The organism is Mucilaginibacter sp. KACC 22773 (assembly GCF_028736215.1).
Classification (GTDB): Bacteria; Bacteroidota; Bacteroidia; order Sphingobacteriales; family Sphingobacteriaceae; genus Mucilaginibacter.
Genome location: NZ_CP117883.1, coordinates 388,921 through 401,260, shown reverse-complemented (window position 1 = coordinate 401,260; position 12,340 = coordinate 388,921). Strand labels below are relative to the sequence as shown.

11 protein-coding genes are annotated in these 12,340 nt (G+C 39.9%); 6 read left to right on the top strand and 5 right to left on the bottom strand.

Going from position 1 to position 12,340, the window contains the following annotated elements; translation table 11 throughout:
• The first annotated feature begins 4 nt into the window (after positions 1–4).
• Positions 5–802 carry an ABC transporter permease gene (locus tag PQ469_RS01695; protein ID WP_274211444.1) on the top strand — a complete coding sequence of 266 codons (798 nt, stop codon included), beginning with the start codon at positions 5–7 and terminating at the stop codon, positions 800–802.
• 85 nt (positions 803–887) lie between these two features.
• Here PQ469_RS01695 and PQ469_RS01690 read toward each other — a convergent pair whose 3' ends face one another.
• Positions 888–1,691, bottom strand: coding sequence for an alpha/beta hydrolase (locus PQ469_RS01690; protein WP_274211443.1), 804 nt, complete (start codon positions 1,689–1,691; stop codon positions 888–890).
• A 167-nt stretch (positions 1,692–1,858) separates the two neighbouring features.
• Positions 1,859–3,169: an OmpA family protein gene (locus PQ469_RS01685; RefSeq protein WP_274211442.1), complete on the bottom strand. Its 1,311-nt coding sequence runs from the start codon at positions 3,167–3,169 to the stop codon at positions 1,859–1,861.
• Positions 3,170–3,317: 148 nt separating this feature from the next.
• On the opposite strand from PQ469_RS01685, the gene PQ469_RS01680 reads away from it, so the two are divergent.
• A complete protein-coding gene (locus tag PQ469_RS01680; protein ID WP_274211441.1) occupies positions 3,318–4,610 on the top strand; it encodes an aminopeptidase P family protein in 1,293 nt (430 codons plus the stop codon).
• A gap of 59 nt (positions 4,611–4,669) precedes the next feature.
• Here the strand turns inward: PQ469_RS01680 and meaB are convergent, their stop codons facing one another.
• Positions 4,670–5,536 carry a methylmalonyl Co-A mutase-associated GTPase MeaB gene (gene meaB, locus PQ469_RS01675; RefSeq protein ID WP_274211440.1) on the bottom strand — a complete coding sequence of 289 codons (867 nt, stop codon included), beginning with the start codon at positions 5,534–5,536 and terminating at the stop codon, positions 4,670–4,672.
• A 185-nt stretch (positions 5,537–5,721) separates the two neighbouring features.
• Here meaB and PQ469_RS01670 point away from each other — a divergent pair, with 185 nt between their 5' ends.
• A complete protein-coding gene (locus PQ469_RS01670; RefSeq protein ID WP_274211439.1) occupies positions 5,722–6,717 on the top strand; it encodes a glycosyltransferase family 9 protein in 996 nt (331 codons plus the stop codon).
• 73 nt (positions 6,718–6,790) lie between these two features.
• Positions 6,791–7,792: a glycosyltransferase family 9 protein gene (locus PQ469_RS01665; protein WP_274211438.1), complete on the top strand. Its 1,002-nt coding sequence runs from the start codon at positions 6,791–6,793 to the stop codon at positions 7,790–7,792.
• 10 nt (positions 7,793–7,802) lie between these two features.
• Here PQ469_RS01665 and PQ469_RS01660 read toward each other — a convergent pair whose 3' ends face one another.
• Positions 7,803–8,501: a glycosyltransferase family 2 protein gene (locus PQ469_RS01660; protein WP_274211437.1), complete on the bottom strand. Its 699-nt coding sequence runs from the start codon at positions 8,499–8,501 to the stop codon at positions 7,803–7,805.
• Between the two features lie 204 nt (positions 8,502–8,705).
• Between PQ469_RS01660 and PQ469_RS01655 the strand changes: the two genes are divergently transcribed.
• Positions 8,706–10,580 carry an ABC transporter ATP-binding protein gene (locus PQ469_RS01655; RefSeq protein ID WP_274211436.1) on the top strand — a complete coding sequence of 625 codons (1,875 nt, stop codon included), beginning with the start codon at positions 8,706–8,708 and terminating at the stop codon, positions 10,578–10,580.
• Positions 10,581–10,595: 15 nt separating this feature from the next.
• Complete coding sequence (locus PQ469_RS01650) at positions 10,596–11,399, top strand: DUF5672 family protein (RefSeq protein ID WP_274211435.1); 804 nt, start codon at positions 10,596–10,598, stop codon at positions 11,397–11,399.
• Here the strand turns inward: PQ469_RS01650 and PQ469_RS01645 are convergent.
• Entirely contained in the window at positions 11,387–12,292 is a 906-nt protein-coding gene (locus tag PQ469_RS01645; protein ID WP_274211434.1) for a glycosyltransferase, read from the bottom strand. The two genes, PQ469_RS01650 and PQ469_RS01645, sit on opposite strands and share 13 nt — an antisense overlap.
• Positions 12,293–12,340 lie beyond the last annotated feature (48 nt).

Genomic DNA, 12,340 nt, shown 5'->3' with positions numbered 1-12,340 from the left:
CCCCATGAAAGGATTTATACTATCGTTCCGGTCGGAATTTTACAAAAGCCGAAAAACGTTGGGTTTTTGGGCTGCCATTATACTACCGCTGTTTATTTGCACTTTACTTTTTGTGGGCTTTTACCTCAAGGCCGAAAAACTTACAGGTACACCACCCATAATGCTGTGGCTGCAATTTGCCGGCGCCATATTAGGCGTAATGGGTTCATTACTGCTGCCCATGTTTATTATTTTTATAGCCTACTCGGTAAATAGTATTGAGCACAAGGCCGATACCTGGAAAAGCCTGTTCAGTTTGCCAATTTCGCGTTGGGCGGTATACGGCGCCAAATATACGTATGCAGTATTCCTGGTGTTTTTAACACTTGCGCTGTTTGTGCTGTTTACCATAGGGTTTGGCAACTTATTGAGTATTGTAAAACCCGAACTTAGGTTTGATGATTACCACATGGAAAAGGAGCTGGCGCAGATATATTTTAAATTATTTTTGTCATCGCTGGGCATCTTATCCATCCAGTTTTTGCTCAGTTTACTTTGGGCCGATTTTTTAAAGCCGATGGGCATCGGCTTTGTGTGCACCATTACCGGTGTTATCCTGGCCTCAAAAAACTGGGAGTATTGTTATCTTTTCCCTTATTCGCACCCAATGCAAGCTATTACTACCATGATGCATCGAGGCGAAGCGGTGCAAAAAGGCATTCAAATAGATGTGTTTACAAAAGATGTTTTTGTAAGTATGGCAGTAGCAACTGTTGTATTTATTGCGGGATACTTTATTGTGCAGAAGAAAAGCGTTAAGTGATAGATGTGCGGGTATGCAGATTTTAGATGTGCAAATTGCCTGCAGAATAAAAATTGGATAGACGTGTAGTGCACGTCTATTTTGTTTACAGGACTTTTTTCAATGAGTCCAGGTATCTGGCATTATCCTCTATGCCGTTATGATGCTGCCCTTCCAGGACAATTAGCTTGTCGCCGGGCTTAAAGTATTTTTGGAGTCGGAAGGACGAAGAGTGGTTTATCAACTCATCTTCATCACCGTGAAAAATGACAATAGGAGCAGAAGTATGCTGGATGTACTCATAAGTTTGGAGTGGGTATTTTAAAATAGAAGAGGGCAAAAATGGATACAGCGTTTTCGCCTCATCAGCCAGGCTATAGTAAGGAGCAAGCAGGATGAGTTTTTGCGGATGATTTTGTGATGCCAGCCAGGCTGCCGGGCCTGTGCCGATAGAATAGCCTAATATGACAATTTGATTTTCGGGATATAATGTTTTGACATGTTGGTATGCCATTTTTACAGCATCAAAAAGTTGCTGCTGCGATTTAATATTGCCTGTACTTTTGCCGTATCCCGGATAATCAATCATAAATACATCATAGCCTAACTTATTGTAATTACCTGCAACTGCATGCCAGCTATTAATTGTGTCGCCATTACCATGCAGGTAAAAAACAAGCCCTTTTGGTTTTGGGGTGAGGAATAAAACGCCGTTTAGTATATTGCCATCGGCAGTTTTTATATTATACTCTTTGTAAGCGGACCGAAAATCGTACCGATATCCGGCAGGATATCGCGTTCCCTGGAAGATCAAATCATCCTGCGAAAAATAAAAGAAACAACAAATGACCAGGTAAATGCCTGTAAAAATACCTATAAGCCAAAGTGTTGCTTTTAAAATGATGTTCATGAATTACTTAAAGATAACATTCCTGCTAAACATAGATGTCAAAAAGGGTAAAGAGCAGGGAGATGCGTTTCCAAAGTCATCTTAATCCTGCAAATATCCTTAAATCGTGTTAAACGAAGAAAGCCCCGGGTTATCCGGGGCTTTCGCAAATAATGTTTTATCAACGATTATTTTTGTTTAAACTGAACACGACGGTTTAATACACGACCTTCTTCGGTTGAGTTATCGGCAATTGGCATGGTTTCGCCGTAGCCTTTGATTTTTACTTTTTTAGCATCAACACCAGAGTTAACTAAGTAAGTTTTTACTGAGTTAGCACGATCTTTTGATAAAGACATGTTGTGAGCGGCAGTACCTTCAGATGAAGCAAAGCCGTCAACTTCAACACCTTTGCCAGAAGCACGCAAATCTGCAGAAGTAGCATCTAACACCGGGTAAGATGAAGTGCGTAATACCGAGCTGTCAAATTCAAACTGGATGTTTGAGTAAGCAGTAGGTTTAGCAACAACTGAATCAGCAGCTGGTTTAGGGAATACGATAACGCAACCAGAACCATCAACTACGCTGCCTGCAGCAGTACCTGGACATTTGTCAAACTGATCAGCAACACCGTCACCGTCTGAATCTTTTTTCAGGTCGTTAACAGCAGTTTCTACGTTTGTTACACGGCCTTTTAAAGCTTCAACTTCCTGACGTAATGCAGCATCGTACAATTCGTCATACATCTGAGCAACCGGGTTTACCCACTCTAAGTTCTGTTTTGTTTTCGGACCGAAAGTGTACTCTAAACCACCGTAGGTGTAAGAGTAGTGGCTAAACTGAGGATAAGTGTGAATACCGCCAAAGTTATAACCTTGTACAAAACTAACAGTGTAACCTAAATTTAAGGCCAACGCATCGTTAAGTTTGAATTTTACACCTGCACCAACTGGAGCAAATAATTCTTTAACTGTTTTGTCACCAAAAGGCAAAGTGTTAACAACGCCTGCAGCAGTTGTATTTTCTTTAATTTTGTACATGTCTAAACCCAAACCGGCAGAAGTGTAAAAGTTAACACTGTTTTTGCGATGCAGGAAACTAACGCTTGCAATGTTAAAAACGGCGCTAAGTGCTCCTGAATTAAACGAAGTTTTGTATTCGGTATAACCATATTTTTCAGTGCCGGCTTTATCAATGCCATGAACTTTACCACCCAGATAATCTAACTGCAAGCTAAAGGTATGAGATAATTGTTGCCTTAAAGACACGCCATAGCCCAAATCAGCTTTAAATTTGTTAGTGGTGTTAATTGTAAATGGCACTAATCCATCAGTTATACCAACGTTCACGCCGATACTAAATGTGTTGTACTGTCCGATCCCGCCAAACAATTTGGCAGATCCAGTTTTTGTCGAGTCGGTTTGGGCGCTAGCCATACCCGCAACCAGCAAAGAAGCAAACGACAGTGCTGCTGTTTTCTTTAATGTAGAATAATTCATAGTTTTTAAGATTAAACGATTTTAATTGTGATTTTTTTCAAATTTAGTAATTATGTTTGAAACGATGACCAAACATTGTTCCAAAAATTGTAATAGTTACACAAATAAGGAAAAAAAAATGATTTATTAAAATAATCAAGAGTTAAATATGAAATATTTGGAAATTTTCCATTCACTATTTACAAATAATAGAAAAAATTTCGTTTCGAGAACAAAACCAAACTCACTGGCTGTTTTTCACTCTAATGATGAGTTTCCGGTGAGTGGCGACCAGGTTTTTGCTTTTAAACAAAATCCGGATTTTTTTTACCTTACGGGTATCGACCAGGAGCAAAGCATATTGCTGCTATACCCCGATTGTCCTAATAAGGCATACAAAGAAGTACTTTTTTTAAGACAAACCAACGAGCACATTGCCATTTGGGAAGGACACAAGTATACAAAAGAGGAGGCGAGACAAGTTTCTGGTATCGAGAGTGTTTACTGGCTGCATGAATACGACGTTATTTTACATAGCATTATCAATTATGCCGAAAATATTTACATAAACACTAACGAAAACGACAGGTATGTACATACCGTACCATACCGGGATATACGGATGTATGAAGCATTACGCCAAAAATATCCGTTGCATAAATACGAACGCTCGGCGTTGATATTAAGAGATTTAAGAGTTATAAAATCGGGGCCGGAAATTGATCTGATCCAAAAAGCCTGCAACATCACCAACGATGCTTTTGTGCGTGTACTTAAATTTATAAAACCCGGTGTTGCCGAATATGAAATAGAGGCCGAAATTATACACGAGTTTTTACGGCAACGGGCTACAGGACACGCCTATAGCCCCATAATTGCTTCGGGCAAAAATGCCAACGTGCTGCATTATATTGATAATAACCAGGTTTGCAATGATGATGACGTAATTCTGTTTGATTTTGGTGCCCAGTACGCCAATTACAACGCCGATATGAGCCGGTCGGTGCCGGTTAACGGCAGGTTTACCCCACGACAGCGTGCTGTTTATGACGCAGTGTTAAGGGTAATGCGCGAAGCAAGCAGCATGATTGTAGCTGGTACTGTTTTAGCCGAATACCAGGATGAAGTTGGCAAGATAATGACCGGCGAACTGATAGGTCTTGGCCTGCTTGATAAACACGATGTTGAAAAACAGGATGCCAATGCCCCGTTATATAAAAAATACTTTATGCATGGCACATCGCACCACCTGGGTTTAGATGTGCATGATTTTGCAAGCAGGTATAAGAAATTCGAAGTTGGTAATGTACTAACCTGCGAGCCAGGTATTTATATACCTGAAGAAGGCCTGGGTATACGAATTGAGAATAATATTTTAATTACCGACAATGGTAATCGCGACCTGATGGCCAATATTCCCGTTGAGGCGGAGCATATTGAAGAGATTATGAATAGTTTTTAGTCGAAAATGACAATTCAGGCTCAGAACTTAAGGCTTTCGACTTAAGCCTGGTCAAGTGGTTATAAATACGAATCAACAAAACTATAAAGGTTAAAATCTTTGTGATTTAAAGCTTCGGTAACATCTTGCTGAAGCTTTTTTTTATCTATATGATGCGTTAATTTATGTACTAACAGCTTGTAAGCCTTTTCGGTAAGCAGTAACTGCCGACGCGGATTTTTTACTTGTGTTGATGTTTTGATAAACCCTGCAACCTGGGCAATCCCCGTACCCTGCAATGCCGTTGTTTTGAATACAGGAGGCTGTCCGTCTTTTTTTTGTCCTATAATTTTCTTCAGGTTATTGGCAAATACATCTGCATCGGCCCTGTCGGCCTTGTTAACAATGAAGGCATCGGCAATTTCCATCAGCCCCGATTTAATGTGCTGCACATCATCGCCCCCCTCGGGTACCAGTACCACAAGGGTAACGTCCGCCAGTCCGCTTATCTCAATTTCCGACTGGCCAACACCAACCGTTTCTATCAGCACATAATCAAATCCGGCGGCACGTAATACATCGGTCATTTCTATGGTTTTGGCCGATAAGCCACCTAATGAACCGCGGGTAGCCAGCGAGCGAATAAAAACATCGGGATGGTTAAAGTGCGAAGACATCCGAATCCTATCGCCAAGCAGGGAGCCGAAGTTGAAAGGCGATGTGGGATCAATAGCCAAAATGGCTATTTTGCTGCCATCCTTTAACAGTAAATCTATCAAAGCATTTACCAGGGTGCTTTTGCCGGCGCCGGGCGGGCCGGTTATGCCAATTACCGGTGCAGGTTTATTAAATGTAAGGCCCTTTAATAGTTCCTGGCTCCCGGGCAGGTCGTTTTCAACAATGGTTAAGGTGCGGGCAACCTGTTTAAAGTTAATGCTATTCGTCATTCCGGTTTTGTTAAAAACAGCTGCCACATTCATATTTGTAAATGCAAATGACGAAAATTATCATAACAAAAGGCAATTTAATCTTTATTATTGCACCTGTGCGGCCTGTGTTGAGTTTTAAGTTCTGAGTAAAGAAAGAATAGATACGGTGTTCGGCCCCCATAGCATATTCAACGTTTGCAACAATGCCCCAGCCCCTCAAAACAAAAATACAACACATATTAATAAGCCGTACAGATGCTATCGGCGATGTGGTGCTTACCCTGCCCATAGCCGCTTATATTAAAGAGCTGTTACCGGGATCAGTGGTTTCGTTTTTAGGACGCACTTATACCCAGCCTGTTATAAATACCTGTGCGGCGGTTGATATTTTTATTAATTATGATGAGATAAAAAAGCTGTCCGAGGCAGAACAGATTGACTATCTGAAAGGTAAAAAAATAGACGTAATTATTCATGTGTTTCCCAATAAGCATGTAGCCCAAATAGCCAGGGCGGCGAGTATTAAATTGCGCATAGGCACCAAAAACCGCGTTTTTCATTGGTTTACCTGTAACAAGCTGGTAAAGCTAAGCCGCAAAAAATCTGATCTGCATGAAGCTCAACTCAACCTTATATTATTAAAATCTTTGGGGCTGTCAGCCGTCCCAACGTTGCATGATATTATTGAGCATATCAGTTTTGAAAGCAGGACATTGCTTCCTCCAGAGTTAGCCGGTAAACTATCAGGTGATAAATTTAACCTCATTATCCACCCCAAATCGCACGGTAGCGGAATGGAGTGGGGGCTTGATAATTACGCGATGCTTATTAATGTGCTGTCATCGAATATATTTAATATTATTATAACCGGCTCAGATAAAGAAAAAATATTGCTGGCCGATTGGATTACAACCCTGCCAGCTACCGTGGTTGACATGACCGGTAAAATGAGTTTACCACAGCTTATTGGCTTCATCAGCCAGGCAGACGGGTTGATAGCCTCGGGTACAGGCCCCCTGCACATAGCGGCTATGGCGGGTATAAATACCCTCGGTTTGTTTCCCTCGGTAAGACCGATTCATCCTGGGCGCTGGGCGCCGTTGGGTAAAAAGGCCGGATTTATGGAAAGCGGGACAGATAATCTGCTGCCGCTGTCGGTAAATCTTGTAGCTGAGAAAATAACTGGTTGGTTGCGATAACAGATAAACGGCTGCCTTTAATGCCAATTATTGTACTTTTGCCCAATTCATAACGCATAAAAATTAAAAGTTAATGGCCCTGATAGATAACAAACAGATAAAGCATATTTTAATAAACAGGATTGATGCCATGGGCGATGTGGTATTGCAACTGCCTACCTGTATTTATTTAAAACAGTTATATCCGGATGTTACCATCAGCATGTTAGGCCGTAGTTACACCAAGCCTGTGGTTGATGCCTGCAAGGCCATTGACCATTTTATTAATTATGATGAGATTAGCGCTTTATCAACAAATGAGATAGCTACTATTTTTAAGGAAAAAGGCATTGAAGCCATAGTGCATGAGTTTCCAAAAAGGCATATTGCCGAAGCGGCGAAAAAGGCGGGCGTGAAACTAAGGATAGGTACCACAAGCCGTAATTACCATTTTTTTACCTGTAACCGGTTGATCAGGTTAAGCAGGGGCAAATCAGACCTGCACGAAGCGCAGCAAAATATTTATTTGTGCAAACCGCTTGGCGTTACCCACGTACCAACGCTGGGCACTATAGCATACTATTATAAAGATAACTTTAAGCCATCTATTGAATTACCTGCCCGGTTTAAAGATCAGTTAACTAACAATAAGTTTAATTTAATTATCCACTCCAAATCAAATGGTAATGGCAGGGAGTGGGATATGGATAGGTTTACCGCCCTTATTAAGCTTTTACCGGCCGATAAATTCCGCATTTTTATTACCGGATCTGAAAAAGAACACGAGTTGTTTAAAACCTGGATCCCGAAACTACCTGCACATGTAATTGATTTAAGTGGTAAAATGTCACTTAATGAATTGATTGCCTTTATATATAACGCAGATGGTTTGCTTGCATCGGGCACCGGACCACTGCATGTTGCAGCCGCTTCTGGTATCCACACGCTTGGCTTATTCCCAATTTCAAGATCAATAAACGCCACCCGCTGGGCTCCCTTGGGCATCAAAGCCGAACATATTGAAAGCGACTCGGATACCCTGGACAGTATTTCTGTTGACATGGTTTTTGACAGGATAAGCGACTGGGTAAGGTAGGTAGCAATAATTACTTTTTGAGCCCCGCTTTGAGCAAGCGAAATAAATATCTTGTCCATATTTTAATTCCGAAGTATCTTAAAATAAGTTTTGATTTATCCTTTTCAAAAACGTAGTCAACATTGGTGCCTGATACCCCCCTGTGGTTAAAGTAAGCTATAATGTAATCTTTATACACAAATTTAAAAGCACCGTCTCCATAGCATTGCATGTTTAAAACATTGTCGGCTACAATTTTATATTTTGTATTAAAACTATATTTTTCAAAAACGGCCCTTGGGTAAATTATGGTCTGATGATATATGCCACCTTTAGCCATATAATATGGGCTTAACTCGCCCGATTGCTTCTTGCCGTTTGATAATACACTGCCATAATATATATTGCTGCTATCTTTCAATTCATAAGCCATTGCAGAAAACTCCGGAAAGAGCTCGTCATCTGCACCTAAAAAGTAAACCCATTCTCCGGTAATATGGTCAAGAGCTTTGTTCATGGCATCATAAATACCCCGGTCTTTTTCACTTTTCCAATAGGCAATATGCGCGTTATTGTCTTTTAATAATCGCACGGTTCGGTCCGTGCTCAGGCCATCAATAATTATGATATCAATAGCCGGATATCGCTGGCTGTAAATACTATCAAGGCATTTTTGCAAAGTGGCTGCGGCGTTGTATGTTACAATGATGATATTGATTTTGGGCAGCATACTTTACGCAATAATGTTTTTATAACGGGGTTATGTATTAGGCAAAAGTACAATTCGGTTAAGTATAATGAGCCTCATTTGATGTATTAAAAGTCGTTTTATGTTACCTTGCAAAAAGTGCGGCCATAAATGTGACGGGCTGGTTATTAAACCCGCCAATAAATATTGACTGTAATAGTTACTTTTGCACATTAATTTCTATAAATGAAGACCTATTTCAGGCTGTTATCTTTTGCTCGTCCTATCGGAAAATTCGCTTTTCCGTACTTTATTTTGACATTGCTGTCGATCATATTCAACACTTTAAACTATGCATTGCTGGCTCCTTTGTTGAAAGCAATCTTTGACCCTGCGGCAAGTAAGATACTTGTTAAACCGGAAAATTGGTGGAACCCCCTAAAAGACCTAAACTATTTTGCTCAGGTTGCAAATTTACATTATGGGACTTTAGGGGCACTCAAATTTATTTGCGTGGCCATTGTTGCTTCTGTTTTGCTCAGTAATATATTCAGGTATTTTTCGCAACGAATTATGGAGAACCTGCGCATTTATACCTTGCTTAACCTACGCCGCACGGTTTTCAATAATGTGATGAACCTGCATTTGGGTTATTTTAATAACGAACGCAAGGGTGATATCCTTTCAAAAATATCTGCAGATGTTCAGGTTGTGCAATTTTCGGTTACAGGTACCTTACAAGTAGCTTTTAAGGAACCCTTTCAGTTATTATTTTACCTGATAACTTTGTTTGTTATTTCGGTAAAGTTGACATTATTCTCGATGCTGGTTATACCGATTTCGGCTTTTGTTATTTCAAGAATAGTAAAACGGTTGAAAGAACAAGCTAAAGCATCGCAGGAAACATATGGCAATATGATTAGCAACCTTGACGAGGCGCTTTCGGGGATCAAGATAATCAAGGCCTTTAACGCAACGCAGTTTATAAAAAACAGGTTTGATCGCGAAAATAAGGAATACTCAAGGATAACCCGTTCAATGGCCAAAAGGCAACAATTGGCATCGCCTGTTTCGGAGTTTTTGGGGGTTTTAATGGTGGCAGGTATCGTTTTGTACGGTGGATCGTTGATAATTAATCACGAAGGATCGTTAACAGCGGATAACTTTATTGTTTATATAGCGATGTTTTCCCAAATCATGCGGCCTGCAAAAGCCATTTCAGATTCATTCAGCAACATTCATTCGGGCATAGCGGCGGGCGAGCGTGTATTGGCGTTAATAGATGAAAAACCACAAATTACAAATGCGGCAAACGCAGTTGAATTAACTGATTTTAAAGATAAAATCGCTTTTGAAAATGTATTTTTTTCATACGATGATAAGGTAAGTTCAAAAATTCCTGCTACAATGGGGATTAATCCCACAGACGTTGATAAATCAGTCCTAAAGAATCTTAACCTCGTAATTCCAAAAGGCAAAACAGTTGCCCTGGTTGGGCCTTCGGGTGGTGGAAAAACCACGATGATGGACTTACTGCCGCGCTTCATGGAAACAAAGTCGGGATCAATTTTGATAGATGGTCATGATATTAAAAGCGTAACAATGGAGTCGTTGCGTGCTTTAATGGGGATTGTTAATCAGGAGTCCATCTTGTTTAATGACACCATTTTCAATAACATTGCTTTTGGTAAAACCGACGTTACACAAGAACAAGTTGAGGCTGCTGCACGAATTGCAAATGCTCATAACTTTATAACAGAAACAACTAACGGTTATCAAACCAATACCGGCGATAGAGGTACAAAGCTATCAGGTGGACAGCGGCAACGTATTTGCATCGCACGCGCTGTATTAAATAACCCACCCATAATGTTATTAGACGAGGCTACATCGGCCTTAGATACGGAATCTGAAAAGCTCGTTCAGGATGCTTTGAACAATCTGATGAAAAACAGGACTTCGTTGATTATTGCTCACAGGTTAAGTACCATTCAAAATGCAGACCTAATCATTGTATTAGAAAAAGGAACGGTTGTTGAACAAGGCACACATCAAGAATTATTGCAAAATAACGGTCTGTATAAAAAATTGATTGATATGCAAACCTTTAATACCGATTAATATAAATCAAGTGGTATGAATAAGGCAATAGTTCTTATCCCGGTATATAAGTCGAATTTATCAGTTTTTGAAGAAATTGCCTTAAAGCAATGCAAGGCGGTATTATCAAACTATAAAATTGCAATAGTAAAACCGGCAGGTCTGCAAATTGATTTTGATATTGACGAAACACGTGTTTCGGTAGTTGAATTTGAGGATCATTATTTTGAAGACATTCATGGTTACAACCGACTAATGTTATCGGCAGGGTTTTATCAACGTTTTGCCAGTTATGAGTACATGTTGGTGCATCAACTAGATGCCTTTGTATTTGATAATCAGTTGGAGTATTGGTGTAACCAGGGTTACGATTATATAGGGGCTCCCTGGTTTGAACAGAAGCTAAGAACCAATATTTTTGACAAAGCCATAGCTCGCATTAAAAATTATTTGTATGTGCGCTATAATGTAAAGTATAAAGATGGCATGCCCAAAATTGGCAAGCAATTGGCCGGCCGGGTTGGCAACGGTGGATTTTCCTTAAGAAGGATAGCTGTGCTTGCCCAACTTTGCATTCGCTACAAACCATTAATTGATCATTACTGCGCTTTGCGGCATCCTTGGTTCAACGAAGATGTTTTTTGGTGCATCGAACTTAACCGGAAGAAGCCGCAGGTAAAAATCCCTTCATTTAAAAAGGCATTACAATTTGCATTTGAAACATATCCCGACCGGGCGTTAACTATAAATAAAGAAAAACTACCCTTTGGATGTCATGCCTGGGATAAAAATGTTGAATTTTGGCGGCCTATCTTTAAAACCTGTGGTTACCAGATATAACTTGCTAAAGAAGGTTTCGATTTAATATATTTTTTAAAAATATAAAACTTCAGTTTAAAAAATAGTGTTGAATCGAGCTGGAAAAACCGTTTGTTTTTCCAGAGCATTTTAATGGCGGTAGATATAGGGTAGTTAAACTTGATTAGTTCGTCGATAAAGTATTTAAATGTGTTTTTTTCGATCACAAAAACCTGTTCATGGGTAAGTTTTCCCACGTTTAAGGGCAGATGCCGATTCCACTTGTTGTGCAGTTTTAAGTTTTCCTCCATCCATACATCGTTGTACAATCCTTCAGAAAAATGGTTAAGCAGGATATCAAACGTAACGGCTACTTTATATTTTTGGCTTACTGATAATGAAAAATCAATGTCGTATCCATGAAAACCTTTAAGGGTAATTTCATCAAACATAAATTCCTCTGCTACCTGCCGGGTAGTGGCCATAAATACGCCGTCGATACATACTACTTCGGCAAGGCTTTGCTTATCGGGATTACTATAAACGTGCCTGGTTTTGTTTTTTTTGTATTTGTATGATTGGATGAAATTATGATAATGCGTGTTTACACCGTATCCCCCCACACCTGAAGGTGTCAACGGTTTATAACTGCTGCCGGCAACGCCAATTAAACCTAATTTGGGGTCTTGCTCAAATAAAGCCAGCAGTTTTTGTCCCCAGTTATTGGTTTTTATTAACACATCTTCGTGGATAAAGCATAAAATATCATACTGGGCACCCAACATTGCTTTATTGTAAACCTCGCAGATGCCCATTTGGCCTTTGCTGTTATCGGTGGCAACAATTTCAAACGGTACGCCGATTGTGGCACTGATGTTTTCACTTACCTGTTGCAGGTTAGCTTTATTAACGGATGAAATAATAATTGATATCATTCAGTAATATGTTTTTCCGGTAAAAAAGTAGTTGTTAGTAATGTAACG